We start from the raw sequence: 19339 nt of genomic DNA, 5'->3' as shown, positions 1-19339 counted from the left end.
ATTCGCATATGTGAAACGCCCCAATCATAAATGAGGTACTTACATATTAGGTAATCAGAGAGCGGTAAAATATGAAAGTTGGCGCAACATCCACCTTAACCATTGACTCTCTGATGAATGTCTGGTGATAAGACTTTTCTAATGCGTAATCCCTGAGGAGGGGCGCTTGCCGGTACTGGTGAGTGTCACCTCTTTGAAGACTATCTGCGTGAGAGCAGAGCTGTAGGGTACTTTTTCTTTTATCCACTCTCTAAAGCTCTCCTCGCTGAGGGCTCCCTTTTCAATCAATTCTATTTCTAATCCGATGCTATTGCCTAGTGTGGGGTTGTCTATCGTAAAGGCTCTCGCTGTAGCTATCAGGGGGTGTTGCTCTACAACCATTTCTAAGTGATCTAGGTGGATATTCTCTCCTCCGCAGACCACCATTCTATCCGCTCTACCTCGGTGGTAGTAAAGCCCTTGAGGGTCTCGGTAGACGAGGTCGCCAGTGGCTTGCCATTTCCCTTGTCGGCTACTCATGGCCCACTTTGAGGCCACCCATAGCTCACCCACCCCTTGGGGCGATGGGTTATTGATCTTGCACGCTACCCCTTTGATGGGTCTGCCTATCGGTATTTCTGTGGTCGCCTTTCTGAGTTCTTCGGAGGTGGCCAGCATGAAGAATCCAGCCTCCGAGGTGCCGTAGAGGTTGAATAGCTGTGTATTCGGCAGTTCCTTAAGACAGAGATGTGCCTGTGTGAGGGTGAGCCGATCTCCGCCTGTGATGATGGTTTGAAGTGAGGCGAGTTGGCCTGAGGCGTTGGGATGCTGTAGCAATCTCGGTATCATCGACGGAACCACGATGAGTACTTCTATCTCTCCTGTTTTGATACTGTGCAGCGTCTCTGAGCTACTAAAGTGCTTAGTGAGCCATATCTGCTTTCCCATCGCGAGGGAGATGAGTAGTGTGGCTAACCCAAACCCGTGAAATAGGGGTAGGGGGATATAGACACTCTGTTGCTGGTGGATGCCAATTTGCCTAAGCAGAGCTAAGAGAGGAGGAAGGAAGGCGGTAGTGGAGGGCTTGCGACTTGCCTCTGTGTAGTGGCCACTGGAGCCTCCGGAGAGAACCGATATTATACCGCCTCGTGCTACTTTCGGTAGAGCGGTATGGTTTGTGGAGGGAAGGGTGGATAGCTCTTCGGTCGTCACCACTCTGCCTTTTACAAAAGGCAAGTCGGAATCGGTAATCCATAGCTGATACCCCTTGTTTTTACTGGAGAGGTCAGAGAGCTGTTGGGCAGATAGGTCGCTATTGAGGAGGTAAAGGTGAGCCCCCAAGCGTGAGACTGCAAAAATCGAGAGCACCGCTTGGGTATGATTGCGACAGAGTAGGGTCACTTTGCTCCCCTCTGTGATGCCATACTTCTGCTGAAGGTGGCTGGCTAGTGCATAAGCTTGCTCAAGAAGCTGTCGGTAGGTCAGCTCTTCGCCTTCGCTATTGAGCGCTTTCTTATTGGGGTAGGTCTCTGCTGAAAACCTGAGTAGTGCCATCAGGCTGACCCCCTCGGAGCGGATAGCTTTACCCCATGTGAAGAGCCCCTTGGGGGTGATGAACTTGATCTGCCAAAGGGCTTTCAATAGGGAGAAGTGGGATTTATTTCGCATAGTTAGTACGTTGGTATATCCATTCAATAGGTGTCCTAAGCAGTCGTGCTACTGGAGCGGTGATTCTTGCCCACCACGGGATATAAGTAGTGCGAACTTTGCTAAGGGCGAGGCCGAGTAGCTTCATCGCCGCTTCATCTGCCGTATAACCAGGTAGATTGCGGTATGTTGCATTGGCTCCCGACATCGGGGTGTGGACGAGTGGCAGGTAGGCGGTCAGCACCTTGATCCCTTCTCGATGCCACTCTACCTTAGCGGTACGTAGCCAAATATCCATGGCCCCTTTTGAGGCGTGATAGGCCGACCACTTAGGAGCGTATGGGTATAGCAGACTGACGGATCCACTGTAGATGACCCGACCACCACTTCGCTTCAGAGACGGCTGGAGTGCTAAGAGCAGTGCGACGTGCCCAAGGTAATTGACGCTAATCGTCCGTTCATAGTCGTGCAGTCGCTCTATGGTTTCGGGGATGGCCCTACAGATTGATTTGCCCGCATTCAGAAAGAGATAGTCTATCTTTGGATATCTTTCGGCAATCAGGCTTGAGGTGCGGAGCAGCTCTTCCCGATTTCGGAGGTCCACAGAATAGATGGCCACACGGCTTTCATTGCCATACATCTGCTCCAGCTCTTCGGTATGACGTGAAAGGAGGATCACCTCGGCACCAAGAGCGATCAGCCTGCTAGCTAAGGCAAAACCAATGCCCGAGGAGGCACCTGTTACGAGGCATACCCGCCCCTCTAGCCTCCCCTTTAATTTGCTTTCGGCGATACAAGTGGGCGGATAGATCAGTCGTCGGAATATGTCTTGGCACCAATTCTTCATTCTAATTGCAAAGCTACATAAAAGAACGTTTATGGTGGAAGCCAAATTAAAATACCTCCAGGGGTTACGCAATAGAGAAGCCAGGTAAAAATCCGGCTAAAATAGGGTCGCAAAGGCTCTTTTATAACTGTCTGTAATTCAGTGCTATATAAATGTGTCTGCCGAGATGCAACTAAGCATTTGCTTTGTTGCATCTCGGCAATTGCTTAGTTGCAACTCGCCGATTGCTTAGTTGCATCTCAACTTTTACTCTACTAGCATAGAGGTTTTATGGAGATGCCTCAGGATAGTATTTTTGCCCTAGATGAAACTATAAAAGCGTAGCCTATCTTGATATTCTTACTCATAACGTAACCCTTGAAAATATCTCTTGCCCTTAAACTTTTGTGGCGAGAAGGCATCCAAGGGATATTTAAGAGAAGTATAAATATATTAAAGTGCAGGCGTGATGCGAAAGTGGCTATGGATCGTAGGAGCTTTGCTGGTGTCTGTTTTGGCATCAGCACAGAGTAAGACTTATTCAATCAAAGGGATAGTTTATGAGGAGGCGACAGAGGAGACTATTGTAGGGGCGGGAGTACGTCTTTTGCATCAAGCCGATTCTCTTTATGTGGCAGGTAGCTCTACAGGCACAAAGGGTCAATTTTCTCTTGCGAATATTGCCCCAGGGAAGTATCTCCTACACATCAGCTTTTTGGGTATGGAGCCCTATTACAAAGGGGTGGAGGTAGTGAATAAGAGTGTAAACTTGGGCAAGATTTACCTCTCCGAGTCGGTCACTAGGCTAGGGGTGCTAGAGGTAAGGGGGCAGGCGACGCCAATGACGGTGAAGCAAGATACGATCCAATTCAATACGGCTGCTTTTAAGATGCGACAAGGGGCTAGCTTGGAGGAACTGTTACGGCGCATCCCTGGTATGGAGATTGATGAGGATGGAAAAATCACCTATAATGGTGAGGCGATAGAGCGGATTGAGATGGACGGGCGGTCTTTTTTCGGAAACGATCCACAAATGGCTACGCGCAACCTCCCCTCTGATATGATAAAGAATCTGCAGGTGGTAGATAAGAAGTCGGACGAGGCAAAGCTCACCGGGATGAGCGACGGGGAGAAGGTGAAGGTGCTCAATCTGGAGATAAAGGAGGATAAAAAGCGTGGGTTGATCTCTAATCTGTCGGCCGGATATGGCACGCAACAGCGGTATACTGCCAATGCCCTTGTCAATCTATTTAATCACGATGCGAGGTACACTATTATCGGCGAGCTGAATAATATTGATGGCGTGCGAAGGGGAAGAGGAGAGGAGACCACCCGTAGGATAGGGGGGAATTACGACGACCTCTTCCTCAATAAAACCCTGAAGGTCACTGCCGAAGCCTTTTATAATTGCCGTGATTTCTCGGTGGATGGCAAGACGATGACGACTCAATTGCTGGGTGGCGAAAAGGCCAATAACGAGGCGGAGCAGTATCACAACTTTAGGAGGGATGAGGAGGTCAACCTTAATGGTCGCCTAGAGTGGAACCCCCAGGAGTCCACTATGCTGGTCTTTGAGCCTTACTTCAGATATAATTGGAATAAAACGGATAATAGCTCCCAATTTCAGACAACTAACCGTCAGGGTATCGCTATTAATGATGGCCAATCGTTACGAACTAATGATGGAACTTCTTACGAGGTGAATGGCGATCTGCACTTCCGTCATACCTTTACTGAGCTAGGGCGGAATATTTATGCCCGTCTCTCCTACCGATTTAATGGCTCTGATGGAGAGGGGCTTCAGCTATCTGAGACCAACTTCCGACGGTCGCAGGAGAAGAAGCTACGCGATCAGCAACAACGCTCTTATGACCGTGGAGAGTCGGGACGTTTTAGAGTCGCCTATCTTGAACCCTTTAGTAAGGAGTGGGCACTTCAATTGATGTATGATGCCAACTTTGGTAGGAGAAAGAGCGATCAATCGACCTTCAATAAGGGTGCTACGGGAGAGTACACGGAGCTAGACCCTATCTACTCAAGGGGGTCGGAGAATAGCTATTTTACCCATAGGATATTAGCGCGCCTGCGTTATAAACTTGCCCCTCGCAGTTACCTCTATGCTGGAATGGGGGTGAACCCAAGTACATCGCATACAATATCCACACAAGGGGGTGAGGTGACCTTTGATAAGCAACGTACGGTGTGGAATTATGCACCTACCGCGATTTTGGAATACCGACCTTCGGATTCATTGCAAATCAATATCCGCTACAATGGTCGTACCAGTCAACCCTCTATGAGCCAGCTCAACCCTGCAACGATTGTCCTTTCACCGCTCGCTCAGGTGCAAGGTAATCCCGACCTACTCCCCTCTTTTTCGCATAGTGTATGGGGAAGCATCAACTTCAATAGACCTATGGCTCGCCAAAGTCTCAATATGATGTGGGGCTGGAACCTCACCAATAATGCAGTGGCACCGATACAAAAGATTGATGCTACCACAGGGGTGAGGCAGACGAGCTATCAGAATATCAGTGGTAATCAGTCGCTCTTCGGCGGTTTTATGATGAGTTTGCCGATGGGTGGAGCTTCGTCGAAGTGGAGTAGTTTCACCTTCGGAAGGGTGCGTTATTCGCGTGATAAGGGATTTGTCAATGAAGCCCTTAACCGAGCCGATGTGTGGCGACCTATGCTGTCTCAAAGGATTACTTGGAGTGGCCCTTGGCTACAAGCGACCGTGGGTGGCTTTGCGATGATGCAGCAGGCGAAGAATAGCATCTCTAAGGAGATGGATAGCCGCACATGGGATTTCAATGCGTTTGGCGAAGCGATAGTCACTTTGCCCTTTGGCCTTTCCTTAACTTCCAAGCTCACTTACCAAGATGCTTCGGGCTATCAAGATCAATTGAAGCGCAACTTTTGGCTGCTCGATGCTTCGGTTAGTTACTCGTTTTTGAAAGAAAAACGTGGCACGTTACAGCTATCAGGCTATGACCTTCTACAGCAACGTACCACGTTTATGAGGCAAATCTCACTGGATCGAATTACAGATAGTGAGGTCAATGGAATTACTTCCTATGTGATGCTGACCTTCTCTTACCGCTTTAATAATATGGGTGCCGATGTCCGGCCTTCAGGAATGCACAGCGGTCAACGCTACGGAAGGGGATATAGAAGGCACTGATCTATCTGGTGGGTCGCTTCTCACTCACCAATAGAGCTACAGCGATAATCACCGCACCGATGCCGAGGGTGCTTTGTGCCGTGAGTTGCTCCCCTAGTACGGTAACTCCGACGATCACTGCAGTGAGGGGCTCAAGTACTCCCATAATAGCAGTGGTGGTAGAGCCGATGATAGGAATGGCAACAATGAGGAATAAATTGGATATCAATGTAGGCACCAACCCCAATAGGAAGAGTAAGCCCCATGCTCTTGGTGTGGGGGGTAGCTCAAGTGTCTGCTTACCGATAGATAGACCTATAAAGAATAGGGTGCTAAATAGCATCAGGTAAAAGGTGAGTCGCCACTTCGGAATAGTGCCAATAGTCGTTTTATTCACCACAATAATATAGACTGCATAGCAGAAACCACTGAAAGCGACTAGTGCGATATCAGTTAGCTTTACTTGTACCCCTTCGCTACCTAAAATCCCCGAAAGTAGTACTACCCCCATAAAAGCGATGACTAGTGAGATGAGCCCACGACGGGTCATCCGTTGCTTAAAGAATATGAGCATCAGGAGTGCCACCATCAGCGGGTACATAAAGTGGATCACTGTCGCCACGCCCGAGGTCATCACTTTGTAGCCATTGATCAGAAATAGTGCACTACAGAAGTAGAGGGTCGACATAATGAATATGATACGTATGTGCTTGGCTGTCTCCCGAAAGGATATTCGCTTTTGGAGCATTACTAGAGCTACTAGAAGTGTAGCAAAGCCGAAGCGGTAGATGAGAATCGTCTCTGTCTCCATCCCCTCTCTCATGAGTGGGACGGTGAATAGTGGAATCAATCCAAATGTTGCAGACGATAGTAGGCCTGCAATATAGCCTTTAGTACGTTCGTTGGTCATAATGAATCAAATAATGTTGGTTGGCACGGTGCAAAGGAGCGTCGGTGGAGTGGGGTAATGCCTAGCTTTCGGATCCCGAGGAGATGTCGGGGCGTGCCATATCCCATATTGTGCTCCCAGTCGTATCCTGGGTATTCCTCTGCGTATTTTATCATCAATCTATCTCGGTAAGTCTTGGCTAGGATAGAGGCGGCAGCGATGCTTGCCACCTTGTCGTCGCCTCCCACAATTGTCTCAAAGGGGATGTCGGTCTCGGGCTTAAACTTATTGCCATCTATCAATAGGTATTCGGGCAGTGTAGAGAGTGCCGAGATGGCTTTATTCATTGCTCTGAAGGTGGCTTGGAGGATATTGATCTCGTCAATCTCTGCTGGTGGTACCTCGCTAATGGCATAAGCAAGAGCTTGCTCTTTGATAGCACTTGCTAGCTCCTCTCTACGCTTTGGCGAGAGCTTCTTCGAGTCGTGCAGGCCAGAGATAGAGCATTCGGATGGAAGGATTACTGCGGCTGCCACTACAGGACCTGCCAAGCAACCTCTGCCCACCTCATCTATCCCCGCCTCTATCCGCTCGGGGATCAACCTATTGGGCAGTTTCATTTTGGATTTCTTTGTAGGAGCCTACCTTATGCACAAAAGGGGTCATCGGCTCAATATGAATGATGATGTGCGTCTCCTCTCCAAAGCGTTCCCTCAGAAGCTCTTCCACGCGTATGGTGAGGTCGTGTGCCTCGTAAAGCGGTATGTTCCCATCCACTCTCACGTCCATTTCGATGGCGATGGTATCACTACCAGTCATCCTCGTCCGTAGGTTGTGAGGCAGTTGTATCCCCTCTACACTTTCAGCGATCTGGAGAATCTCCTCCTCAGTCTCTTGGGGTAGGCTTGCCTCTGTGAGCTTGTTGAGTGCTGGGATAGTTACAATTGCACCCATCCGCATTACAAAGCCAGCCACCACAATAGCGGCCACAGGCTCCATTAGCCTAGCCACCCCTCCAAAGGCTATCGCGCACCCAGCTCCTATCAGTACTGCGAGTGAGGTAAATACGTCACTCCTATGGTCCAATGCTTCTGCACGGAGTACCTCGCTACGGGTCTCCTTCGCCTTTTTCATTGTGTAGTGATAGACCCACTCCTTTAACCCCATCGCAAAGATAGCAACTACCAGTACTATCCACGAGGGGATTTCTGGCAGCTCACCATCAGTAAAGTAGGTAGCAATGGTTGATATACCATCCACCACAATCATCACACCAGCGACAATCATCACTGCCCCGAGCGAAAAGGTGGCCACCGTCTCATACTTGCCGTGTCCATAGTCGTGGTCTTCGTCTTGCGGCTTACCAGATACTTTGAGTAGCAGATAGACTACGAGATTAGAGAGAATATCAGCTAGTGAATTGATACCATCCGCGATGAGGGCAAAGCTATTGCCGAGGATCCCTACCACGAGTTTCAGTGGGGGCAATATTGAATTGACCCAGATGCTGGCGTGATATGCCTGTACTTTAGCGGTATGATTATCCTTCATTGAAATGGATTATGGCTCTACATTGACTGTAATAGTATCGGACTTCAGCCCCCTAGCTGAGGCTGTTAGCTGGATAGTACCACCCTTTTTACCCGCTTGTACAATGGCAGTGAGCTGTCCGCTAAAGGCGGGTTGCTTATTGCTTTGGAATGGCACAATACAGGTAGCATCACCATTGGCTGCAGCGTGGAAGCGCCCCGCCCCTTTCGCCTTAAAGGTCACCTCATTAGTGGCAGTTGGCACCACATTGCCCCCCCGATCCACTATCTGCACACGTACATAGGCGATATCCTCACCATCCGCCTTGATATGGTCATTCTCAAGCGTCATCTTGATGGCATAAGGCTTGCCCGTAGTCCTAATAGCTCTAGTTGCCACCTCATTACCTTGCTCATCATAAGCCACTACCTTCACTTCACCAGGTTGGTACACCGTATCCATCCACATCAGGCGGTAGCGTGGTTGTCTTTGTAGTCCATCACGAGGAGTTTCCAGAGATACAGAGAGATCCTTTGTCCGCTTCCCTTGGCTTTTGCCATTGATAAATAGCTCCGCCGTAGGGTAGTTGGTGTAGACAAAGATAGGAGTCACCTCCCCTTCGCGTCCTTGCCAATTCCAATGCGGAAGGATGTGGAGTGTCTCCTGGCCCTTATTCCAATGCGAGCGATAAAGATAAAACCGATCCTTCTCAATCCCCGCCAAGTCCACTGCTCCGAAGTAAGAGGAGTGGCTAGGCCACTCTGTGTAGTAAGGAGTTGGCTCACCAATATAGTCAATACCAGTCCAAATAAACTCTCCAATCGTGTAAGGTAGGTCCTCTTGATTGAGGAAGTCGTCCTCTGGAAGATTGCTCCATCCGCAATGCTCCACATCATAGCTACTGCACTGCTGGTCGGGGTACTTGGCCATAGACTTCCGCTCTACAGGGAATTTGTAGATGCCACGAGAAGAGAGCGTAGAGGTGGTCTCGGCACCTAGTATCAGCCGCTGTGGCAATTGCTCATACGCCTCTTGGTACTGCCAATTGTAGTAGTTGAAGCCTGCTAAATCCATAGTCGTAGCAAAGTTATTCTTCACCGCTCCTAGAGGGTTGTTCATACCGACTGTCACGGGGCGAGTAGGGTCTTCGCGGTGCAGTACACTCTGTAGGAAGTATGCCACCTTATTACCGCCAGGGGTCACTTGCTCATCTATCTCATTACCAATACTCCACATCACGATAGAAGGGTCGTTGCGGAAAGCTCTCGCAAGATTGGTCAGGTCACGATCCGCCCACTGCTCAAAGTAGAGGTGGTAACCATTCTTCACCTTAGGGCGTGCCCACTCATCAAAGCTCTCAGCCATCACCATCATCCCCATCTCGTTGCAAGCTTCAATCAACTCAGGGGCTGGCATATTGTGCGAAGTGCGAATAGCATTCACACCCATATCCTTCATCAGTCGAATCTGCCTCTCATATCCCCTCTTGTGGCTTGCTCCGCCAAGAGGGCCTAGGTCGTGATGCAGACAGACGCCCTGAATCATCACCTTCTTACCATTGAGATAAAAGCCATCATCGGGGCGTAGCTCAATCGTTCTCACCCCGAATCTCGTTTGGTAGCTATCCACCAGCTCGCCATCTACAAATACCTGAGTAAGGGCAGTGTATAGGTTGGGCTCATTGAGATCCCACAGCTTGGGGTGTTGGAGCTTGATATTCTGCTCCAGTAGATTTCCCATTAGCTCGCTGCCAGAATTCTCCATTACCGCCACCTCATTTCCTCCTTCAAGAAGTGCAGTACGGATAGAGATCCTTTCAGGCTCCGTAAAGGTATGGTTTTCGAGTGTCGTCTTGATATTCACCTGTGCCCACTCCTTGTCTACTCTGGGTGTAGTGATCTGGGTGCCCCATTCGGCTACCTTTACTCCAGAGGCAAAGGTAACCCATACATTGCGGTAGAGCCCAGCACCAGGATACCAGCGAGAGGTCTCGTCAGGGTTTTCTAAGCGAATGGCAATGCTTTGAAGCTTCTCTTGTGGATTGATATAATCAGTGATATCCACCTGAAACGGGCTGTACCCATAAGGCCAGTAGATCGCCTCCTTGCCATTGATAAAGACCCTTGCATTGCTCATCGCTCCATCTATTCGTAGATAGGTGCGGTCGGAGCTCTGATAACCCTCCTTTAGGGTAAAGGTATTGCGGTACCAGCCAGCTCCCACGTGGGGTAGTCCGCCCGTGCGAGCTACGTGGTAAATAGGTGTATTCTGACCATCTTGTGAAATGGCCAAGAACTGCTTATCTATCTCTGGGCTATAAGGGCCATAGATGGCCCAATCGTGTGGCACCACCACTTGTGACCACTTGCTATCGTCGTACTTGGGGTTGCTAAACGCCTTTTGGTCTTCCCTAGTGAAGTGCCAACCCTCTCTTAGGCGAAGAACCTCTCTAGGCGTGAGGCTGTTATCCAATTTATTCTGTCCAAAGCTCGGCAGAGTCGCTGCTGTGATAGCTATGAGAGCCACAGCCAGTGATAGGTAATGTTGCATACGTTTCCTAATATATGTTCCTTAATAACTATCTGCAAATATACCCATTTTTACCGACCTTCTCTCTATAATAAAAGGCAGTCTCGGCTTAATGTCAAGACTGCCTTTTTTGTTGCTCATAAAGCAAATGAGAGTTACTTGCGTACGAGTGTAGCTAGAGGCTTGCGAAAATCGTCAAGTAGATAGAGCTCACCATTTTCAGAGATGGTAAAGTGCTCAACCTTGTCGAGGAGCTGAGTGAATTGCTTCTCAATATCCATATGCTCGCAGAGGGCTAGGGTGCCAGCAAGGTCATCGAAGTCGATCTCCGTGGCATCATAGTCATCATCGGCGGGGTCGTCAAATTCAAGGTTGCCCATGTAATCATTGCAGCCAAAGTTGCCTGCGAATCGATTCTTGGCAATGTCAAATGAAAGGGTGAGGCTCACCTCAGTCATCTCCGTCTCCCCGATCTTTTGGACAGTCCACTCGCCCTCGAGTTGCTCCTTAGGAACAGCCTTAAAGAAGTCCACTCCCTCATCTGCCACTACGGCTGTTTCAGTTGTGGTAGTGGTTGTTTGCTCTTCATTCGTCTTTTGCTTGCTACTGCAGCTACTTAGAGCAATACCTGCAAGTGCAATTCCTAAATAGATAAGATACTTTCTCATAATCCTTTTGTTGTTATTAATTAGTTAATTCCTATTCCCGTATATACCAAGCCGAGAGCCTCTAGCTCCTCCGATGGATAGATATTTCGTCCGTCTACCACTAGATTTCCACGCATCAGCTCCTTGACACGCTTCCAATTGGGGAGCCTAAACTGCTTCCACTCAGTCAGTAGAATAAGGGCATCTGCTCCCTCTACCGCATCATATATATCTTGCCCATAAGTGACACCCGAGGGCAAGATATTGCGGGCATTCTCAATGGCGATTGGATCAAAAGCGGATACCTCTGCCCCCGCCTTGATCAGCTCATTAATCACCACGATAGAGGGTGCTTGTCGCATATCATCCGTCTCAGGCTTAAAAGCTAGTCCCCATACTGCCACCTTTTTTCCCTTGAGGTCGCCTAGGTGCTCTACCACTTTTTCATAGGGGCGTAGCTTCTGCCACTCATTCACCTTATGCACCTGCTCAATAATGGTCAGTGGCCGGCCGTGCTCACGGCCAGTGCTGGCGAGTGCCTGTACATCCTTTGGAAAGCAAGAGCCCCCATAGCCACAGCCGGGGTACAAAAAGGCCTTGCCGATGCGTTTGTCCGAACCCATACCCTCCCGAACAAGAGAGATGTCGGCTCCAATTGCCTCTGCAAGGTTGGCCAGCTCGTTCATAAAACTGATACGGGTGGCGAGCATCGCATTGGAGGCATACTTAGTGAGCTCCGAAGAGTGGATATCCATGCAGATAACACGATAATTATTAAGGAGAAAGGGTCTGTAGAGCCGATGCAACAGCTCCTTGGCATAGTCGCTTTTGTACCCCACCACTACACGGTCGGGGCTCATAAAGTCTTTGATCGCTGCCCCCTCCTTTAAGAATTCAGGGTTATTTGCCATGTCTAGCTCGAGTGTTGCGAGCCCTCGCTTGGCATACCCAGCCCTTATTATCTCCTCCACCCGATCTGTAGTCCCCACTGGTATGGTGCTCTTGGTCACCACCAATAGGTGCTTGGTGGCCAATTGTCCTATCTCCTCGGCTACAGCAAATACATACTGAAGGTCGGCTTCCCCGCCCTCACCAGTAGGGGTGCCGACAGCAATAAAGAGGATGTCAACCTCATTGATCACCTCTCCCAAGTCTGTGTGAAAGGTGAGGCGTCCTTGGGCTCTATTCTTAGCCACTAGCTCGGCCAGACCTGGCTCGTATATTGGTATTTCTCCCCTTCTGAGTGCTTCAATCTTGGTTTGATCCTTATCAATGCAGCAGACATTTACCCCCATCTCCGCAAAGCAGGTGCCACTCACTAGCCCCACATATCCTGTGCCAATAATCGCAATATTCATACTTACTTCTCTACCTCGTATTTACAATAGTTGCACTAAGGTACCAAGAATATATTGATTAATCCACTATAGTAGCCCTCTACCTAGGGGTGACGCATGAGAAAGTTCTTACCGTATGGTTTATAGCAGGGGTTCTTACCATAGGGCGATTAATCGGGAGTGCCTAATCGGACGAGTCGGACAGGTCGGACGAGTCGGAGGTAGTGGTCGGGCGAAAAGTTTAGTTGCAACTAAGCGTTTGCTTAGTTGCAACTCGCCGTTTGCTTAGTTGCAACTCGTCGATTGCTTAGTTGCATCTCAGTTTTGGCTGTGATCGCCTATTCTTTTTTCTGCTGGTGGGTGGCGTGTTGCGTGTTGTGGAAAATAAATCTTAATTTTTATTGTTTTTTGTGTTTCTTTTGGGTACCTTTGCAGAAAGCAGATAGGTATGGTCACTTGTGTACGATGAGTGGCTATTTAATAGGGAATTTGGTGAGAATCCAAAACAGTTCCTGCTACCGTAATGTCTTGAGGAGGTAGGTTGCCTCCGCCTTTCAGATATTCTCTGAAGCCACTGGATTTACTCTGGGAAGGCTTTTCTATTGAAAGGGATAAGACTAAGTCGGGAGACCTGCCTACTTGCCTAGTATTTTTATGGATACTCTTGGCTCAGGAACAGGCTAGTATCCGTGTGTATTTATTTATCGTTATTATATTATGTGCTCACGTAAAAGGTGGAGTGTATGGTGCGTGTTTGGGTGCCTGCTTTGCTGTATTCTTTATGGGGTAGGTGCAGAGGCCCAGTCGCTTCCTAAGGATTCTATTCAGCTCTCAGATCAGCTGGAGGAGGTGGTGGTGACAGGAACAGGTACCCGCCATTATAGTGCGGTAGCACCAGTGCGTACAGAGGTGGTGTCGAAGCAAGATTTGATCAGTATTTCGGGGCACAATCTCGATGGTATCCTCACTACGATATCCCCTTCATTTGATGCTCTGAATAGTGGTATGGGAAGTGGAATCACTCTTGGCGGGCTAGGCAATAGCTATATTTTAGTGCTGGTGAATGGCCGCAGGCTACATGGCGATGTGGGTGGTCAAAATGACCTCGGCAAGATTAGTGCTTCTATGATAGAGAAGATCGAGATCGTCAAAGGAGCAGCCTCTACGCTGTATGGATCGGATGCCATTGCGGGTGTGATCAATATCATCACCAAGGACTATACTGATACGCCACTTTCGGTGGTCAATAGTACACGCCTAGGTTCGTATGGGCAATGGCAGCAGAATAATACCATTGCGTGGGGGTACAAGACCTTTTCTAGCGTGACCCAATACTCAGGTGATAGGAGTAGTGGCTGGCAAAATAGCACGCAGGAGCTTTACCGGAAGGAGCTTTACGAAAATAGTACTACAGAGACTACTAGTGCCTTTTATAATCATCGTATCCAGCAAGAGATCGCTTGGCGACCCAATAGGCAGTGGGAGGTGCGTGGTACAGGTATGCTCTACAAAAAGCGTATTTATCACAAGCCAGGGGGTCCACGGTGGAGACAGTTTAACCTGAGATACAATGACCAGGCAGCAAGCGTGGAGACCACCTACCGACCAAGTGCCTACCAGACCTTTAATCTCTTAGCTAGCTTTGACCGACACGCCTACCACTATGATTATTACAGTCGGTACCTAGATGAGTATTTACGGCCTGAGGTGCTAGATGATGGTAGGCTACATTATGTGCCGATGCCATTTTATTATCAGCCTGGGGAGTCGTCTTTGGAGAGCGACCAACGCCAATACCTACTTCATGCCAAGGGCTCTATGTATTTTGGCACAGATCATCAAGCTACCTTTGGTGTGGAGGGAATTGTGGACCATTTGATTGCTCCCAATCGTATGCCCAATGGCTCCGGATCGGCCTATACCCTTTCGGCTTATGCTCAGGATGAGTGGCAGGTAACTCCCCTATTTAATGTCACGGGTGGCGTGAGGTATTTATACCATAAAGCATTTGGTAGCCATATCACTCCAAAGCTCTCCCTGCAATACCGTTTTGGGGAGAGTGGGTTGCAACTCCGTGGTACCTATGGTCGAGGGTTCAAAACTCCAACCATTAAGGAGATCTACTACGAATATCAGCGGACGATGATGAGTAAACTAAGGGTCTATCTGGGTAATCCCGACCTGAAGCCTCAAGTATCAGATTACTTCTCTTTAGGCTTTAGCTATGACCCTAGCAAGAAGCTCTCGATGCATCTATACGGCTCTTATAATCAGCTCAATAATATGATTACCCTAATCCCAGTTCCATTGCCTTCTAAATACCAAAGCGATGAAGGGCGAGAGCTAGATGGTGCCATGCAGTATATCAATGCTGAGGATGCCAAGATATGGGAGCTGGAGTATGCCATGACGTGGGCACCAGTGAAGTATCTGAAGCTCTCTATGGGCTACACGCTCACCAATACCAGTACCCATGTGTATGATTCGGAGCTCACCAAAAAGGGCGATGGCAAGCCGGTGATCGTGGAGCGACCAATAGACGGCACCTCGAAACATAAGGGGACAGTGGGTGCTACCTACACGCTTCGCAAAAAGCACTACGACCTTGTGGCGGGGCTACATGGTAGGCTTCAGACAGATAGATACTATGCCTACTATGGCGATGCCCCTGGCTTTGCACTTTGGAACCTCACCACTACCCACCGATTTAAGTATTGGAAGCAGTGGAATCTCCAGCTGACGCTCGGAGTAAATAATATCTTTGACTACAAGGAGACCCATCCTTATGGGCTCAACTTCGGTACAAAGACGCCTGGACGTACCTACTTCGCTACGGTGAAGATAGGCTTTGACCAAAAGAAGGATTAATGATTTTCTAATAAACTTTTAACTACAAGAATTATGAAGAAGTACTACAACTTGATGCTGACGCTAGTCGCTCTAGCTATGACAGCAATGGCATTTACTGCCTGTGATGAAGAGGTAAAAGCTCCTACACAAAACCCTGCCGACGCTTTCCCAAAGAAGCACGACACTGCTCTACTACTAGTGACCTTTGGCTCAACCTATGATGTGCCACAGCAAACCTTTGAGAAGCAAAAGGCATTTTTCCAAAAGCAATTCCCCAATACCGACCTTTACCTCTCCTATACTTCTAGGATTATTATTAACCGTATGCAGGCTCAAGGAAAGGAGTTTATTCCACCTGCAATGTGGATGCAAAGCTTCTTGAAGAAGAACTACAAGAATGTCTATGTACAGTCTTTCCACGTTATCCCAGGTGAGGAGTTTACACTTCTAAGGGATGCTTATGTGAAGAAGGAGTACAACGTAAAGTTGGTTGATGATCGAAAAGGTCGTAATGATGCTGTGCTAGGTCACCCTCTTCTCTACTCTAAAGAGGATATCCAAAAGGTAGCTAAGATCCTAGTGGATGATCATAAGGAGCATATCCAGAAGGGTGAGGCAGTCGCCTTTATGGGACACGGTAACCCTGAGGAGAACTACGAGTATGCCAACCAAAAGTATAAGATGCTAGAGCAAGAGATGCAAAAGTATGCTAAGGAAAACTACGGACATGGCTATGTATATGTAGCTACTGTGGACTATCCAGCAATGCTATTTGACTACCTCGTTGGTGAACTAAAGATGGTAGAGGATAAAGTAGCTAATAAGAAAATCCATCTACAACCTCTTATGACCATCGTAGGTGACCACGCTAATAATGATATGGCTGGAGATTACGAGAAAGGCGAGGCTGATGAAGACCAGAGCTGGAAGTGGCAATTGGAAAAGAAAGGCTGGAAGGTGGAGACACATATGAAGGGCCTTGGCGACTATAAGGAGATCAACAATATTTACCTTGAGCACCTCAAAGCGGCTATTGCTGATGGAAATAAGGAGTAACCCTCCTATTGACTGATAATAATAAGGGCGAGCACCAATTGGTGCCCGCCCTTACTCGTTTCCTCCTTTTGCATAAAGGGCAGAGCGATAAAAGAGATAGCCATTAGTTAGTTAGGCGGAATCCTTGATTATTCTATGAATATCATAGAATCTATTGGGGGCAATAAGGAGGCCTAAAAATACTGTTCAATACTATTATAGATTGTTAGGAGTAAAATCCTATTTACAGCTTGAGTATCAACAGTATTTATTCAACTAATGGCTATCAAGTTATGAACAAAAATGTACTCGCAAAGTTATCAATAATAACTCAAGAAATCAACTTTTCCCTAAACCTATTCAGGGTTACCCCTGGCGGAGTGGCAAGGGGTAACGCATTAGAAAGGTATCACCGTATGGTTTTTGGGGAGGTGTCTTTGAGTAAGGACCTCTGCGAGGAGGTCCTTACTCGCTTGTCTAGTACAAGCTATCCATATTAAGGCTGTAACTTAAGTTTATATTTCTAATGCGTAACCCCTGCCGAGATGAGTGGTTAGTCAGACGTGGAGAACCACCTTCCGTCGGCATTCAGGAGTACTTTATGCTTACTTTCCTCTTTTGGCATCAGCAGAATGCAATCCTCTTTGCGTGAGGTAGTATAGGAGTGGAGCGTATCCCAACGATCTCTCCCATTAAGGTGCATGCGCCAGATGCCCCAGTAGCCGAAGTACCCACCCGAGGCAAAAATCCGTACTGCTTTGGTGGTCGAAAAGTGCTCTATATACACAGGGGTGTACTGTGATAGGCTGTAGACCTTTTTATAACATAAAAATCGGACGATAAGCTTCTCACCATCGTAGCTGGTGGGGAGGGGGCGAAGGAAGATAGGGATGATGGCAAATAGCAATAGTACTGTAGCCGTCACTTGAAGCCATAGTCCCCCTTCGCAGTACAGGGCAATGACCGCAATGGTAATCACGATCAATACTAGCGTGGTCATGATAATGGTGAAGCGATCCCATTTGTTTTTGTAGTGCTTTATCGGCTCCATACAGTCTTGTGCTTTTTGTGAATAGTTCTTTTGAGTTTATCTCTTATTTGGTGTAAATATAACAATTGTTTGCGATATAGTCCACACTAGTGAGGGGCTATTGCACGAAGTTCTGCATTAGAAAAGGTCTTACTGTTTGGTTTTTACGGAGTGTTTTTTGGGGTCCATATTAAGGCTGTAACTTAAGTTTATATTTCTAATGCGTGGCCCCTGCGCAGGGGTTCAAGTGGTGTCGTAACAATTTGGTATCTTTGCAACGGCTTTAGGAGCTTTTATTTTGGAGAAACTGAGAGAGTAAGAGCGTATGAGTCCGAAAGCGTGCCGCTGGTGTAGCGTGCTACACGAGAGGAAAGTCTGGGCCACAAAGAGCACTACACTTCCTAACGGGAAGCTATCGTGAGGTAGATGAGCATAACAGAAAATAACCGCCACGTGGCTTTGCACTGAGTGCAAACTTCACAGGTAAGGGTGAAAAGGTGGGGTAAGAGCCCACCGAGCTGATAGTGATATCGAGCTGCAGTATGCATTGTGGGTGGAAAGGTCGCGTATACCAGCGCTTGTAGGGTGGCTCGCCCGATGCTGGGGGGTAGACCGATAGAGCCTAGGGGTGACTCTAGGTCTAGATAGATGGCAAGCAGCCTAATCCCTAGGGAGAAGGCAGACAGAACCCGGCTTATTGAGGACTCATACGTTTTTTCTTTACTCATTATATATATAGGAAGTATTGAATGAGAAATCAAGAGGAGGATATCAACCAAAGGCTGGAAAAGATCCAAGAGGAGAGAAGTAAGAGGGAATCAAAAAACTCCGTCTTTAATCGTCTCGGCAAGTGGTTTGGCAATGCCTATAATTTTATCACGAGTGATATGTGGCGGCTTTATGACGCCGAGATGAAAGGGGTGTCGGGCTTTTTCGTGCGTATCCTAAGGGTGCTTTATATCTCAGTAAAGGAGTTTATTGATGGGTCGGTGGCCCAGAAGTCCTCCGCCCTCACCTATACCACGCTGCTGGCATTAGTGCCTACGCTTGCTATTATCCTGAGTGTGGCGGCTGGTTTCGGGATGCAGGCCTCGGTGCAGCGTGCCCTCTACGATGCTTTCCCAGCCCATCAGATGGAGCTCACCACAGCCTTTGACTTTGTGGAGTCGTATCTAGCGGAGATCCAGAGTAGCGTGCTGATTATTGTGGGTCTTATTGTATTGATTTACACGGTATTTAGTATGCTACTGACGGTGGAGAGTGTTTTCAACCAGATTTGGCAGATCAAAGACTCCCGCCCTATTAGCAAGAGTCTAATCGGTTACTTTGCCGCTATTGTGATCGTGCCCATCTCACTGATTGCCATCTCATTTTCCAACATCTTTATCGGCTCGCTTAGTTCTATTGAGCTACTTGGTACGATTAGTATTGCTCCAGTTGTCACCACGCTACTGAAGGTGCTTCCTTTTGTGGTGATTATATTGATTCTTACCGCCCTCTATATGCTACTCCCCAATACGCGGGTGAAGTTTCTACCCGCTTTTGCTTCGGCGGTCTTGGCTGGAGCAGCTTTTCAGATTTTTCAGATGGTCTATATCTCGGGGCAGTTATGGGTTTCTAAGTACAATAGCATCTACGGAAGTGTCGCTGCGATCCCCCTACTGATGCTCTTTATGCAATTCTCGTGGACCATCATCCTCTTTGGGGCACAGCTGAGCTATGCTATACAAAATGTAAAGCAATATGTATTTAGGAAGGAGAGTGAGCGCATTAGCCGACGCTTTAGAGACCTTGTAGCCCTGATCATTATGAAGAAGATATGCAAGGCCTTCAGGCACGAGGGTGAGTCGTATAGTGCCGATCTACTAGCGGGTGAG

At 48.1% G+C, this 19339-nt stretch carries 13 protein-coding genes, 1 other RNA gene and 1 riboswitch; of the genes, 5 read left to right on the top strand and 9 right to left on the bottom strand.

The window, feature by feature from the left end; all coding sequences use genetic code 11:
- Positions 1 to 138: 138 nt before the first annotated feature.
- Positions 139 to 1647: a class I adenylate-forming enzyme family protein gene (locus QVO39_RS04420; RefSeq protein WP_021903176.1), complete on the bottom strand. Its 1509-nt coding sequence runs from the start codon at positions 1645 to 1647 to the stop codon at positions 139 to 141.
- Positions 1637 to 2473 (bottom strand): SDR family NAD(P)-dependent oxidoreductase, encoded by an 837-nt coding sequence (locus QVO39_RS04415; protein WP_021903175.1) that lies wholly within the window; start codon positions 2471 to 2473, stop codon positions 1637 to 1639. The genes QVO39_RS04420 and QVO39_RS04415 overlap by 11 nt, the downstream gene beginning before the upstream one ends.
- Positions 2474 to 2921: 448 nt before the next feature.
- Here QVO39_RS04415 and QVO39_RS04410 point away from each other — a divergent pair, with 448 nt between their 5' ends.
- Positions 2922 to 5636, top strand: a complete 2715-nt coding sequence (locus QVO39_RS04410) for an outer membrane beta-barrel protein (RefSeq protein WP_021903174.1) — start codon at positions 2922 to 2924, stop codon at positions 5634 to 5636.
- Position 5637: 1 nt separating this feature from the next.
- Here QVO39_RS04410 and QVO39_RS04405 read toward each other — a convergent pair whose 3' ends face one another.
- From QVO39_RS04405 to QVO39_RS04380, 6 genes are all read right to left on the bottom strand, one after another.
- Complete coding sequence (locus QVO39_RS04405; protein WP_018028251.1) at positions 5638 to 6525, bottom strand: DMT family transporter; 888 nt, start codon at positions 6523 to 6525, stop codon at positions 5638 to 5640.
- On the bottom strand, positions 6522 to 7124 hold the full coding sequence (rnhB, locus tag QVO39_RS04400; RefSeq protein ID WP_021903173.1) for a ribonuclease HII: 603 nt from the start codon (positions 7122 to 7124) through the stop codon (positions 6522 to 6524). Before rnhB ends, QVO39_RS04405 begins: the two co-directional genes overlap by 4 nt.
- Positions 7108 to 8055, bottom strand: a complete 948-nt coding sequence (locus QVO39_RS04395) for a cation diffusion facilitator family transporter (RefSeq protein WP_021903172.1) — start codon at positions 8053 to 8055, stop codon at positions 7108 to 7110. Before QVO39_RS04395 ends, rnhB begins: the two co-directional genes overlap by 17 nt.
- Before the next feature lie 9 nt (positions 8056 to 8064).
- Positions 8065 to 10584 (bottom strand): glycoside hydrolase family 2 TIM barrel-domain containing protein, encoded by a 2520-nt coding sequence (locus QVO39_RS04390; protein WP_021903171.1) that lies wholly within the window; start codon positions 10582 to 10584, stop codon positions 8065 to 8067.
- Between the two features lie 134 nt (positions 10585 to 10718).
- Positions 10719 to 11231, bottom strand: coding sequence for an META domain-containing protein (locus tag QVO39_RS04385; protein ID WP_021903170.1), 513 nt, complete (start codon positions 11229 to 11231; stop codon positions 10719 to 10721).
- Between the two features lie 20 nt (positions 11232 to 11251).
- Positions 11252 to 12568, bottom strand: coding sequence for a UDP-glucose dehydrogenase family protein (locus QVO39_RS04380; RefSeq protein ID WP_021903169.1), 1317 nt, complete (start codon positions 12566 to 12568; stop codon positions 11252 to 11254).
- Positions 12569 to 12974: 406 nt separating this feature from the next.
- Positions 12975 to 13200: riboswitch (cobalamin riboswitch) on the top strand.
- 97 nt (positions 13201 to 13297) lie between these two features.
- Here QVO39_RS04380 and QVO39_RS04375 point away from each other — a divergent pair.
- Positions 13298 to 15415, top strand: a complete 2118-nt coding sequence (locus QVO39_RS04375) for a TonB-dependent receptor plug domain-containing protein (protein WP_288171751.1) — start codon at positions 13298 to 13300, stop codon at positions 15413 to 15415.
- A 33-nt stretch (positions 15416 to 15448) separates the two neighbouring features.
- Entirely contained in the window at positions 15449 to 16453 is a 1005-nt protein-coding gene (locus tag QVO39_RS04370) for a sirohydrochlorin cobaltochelatase (RefSeq protein WP_021903167.1), read from the top strand.
- 532 nt (positions 16454 to 16985) lie between these two features.
- On the opposite strand, the gene QVO39_RS04365 is transcribed toward QVO39_RS04370, so the two are convergent.
- Positions 16986 to 17483, bottom strand: a complete 498-nt coding sequence (locus tag QVO39_RS04365; RefSeq protein ID WP_021903164.1) for a PH domain-containing protein — start codon at positions 17481 to 17483, stop codon at positions 16986 to 16988.
- Positions 17484 to 17788: 305 nt separating this feature from the next.
- Here QVO39_RS04365 and rnpB point away from each other — a divergent pair.
- Together rnpB and QVO39_RS04355 are read left to right on the top strand one after the other, a co-directional pair.
- An RNA gene (rnpB, locus tag QVO39_RS04360) (RNase P RNA component class A) lies at positions 17789 to 18174 on the top strand.
- A gap of 37 nt (positions 18175 to 18211) precedes the next feature.
- The coding region (locus QVO39_RS04355) for a YihY/virulence factor BrkB family protein (protein WP_288171750.1) at positions 18212 to 19339 on the top strand (1128 nt) is incomplete at its 3' end.

It is taken from the genome of Porphyromonas sp. CAG:1061 (assembly GCF_000435035.1).
Taxonomy (GTDB): Bacteria; Bacteroidota; Bacteroidia; order Bacteroidales; family Porphyromonadaceae; genus Porphyromonas_A; species Porphyromonas_A somerae.
This window is presented reverse-complemented; position numbering and strand designations above follow the sequence as displayed.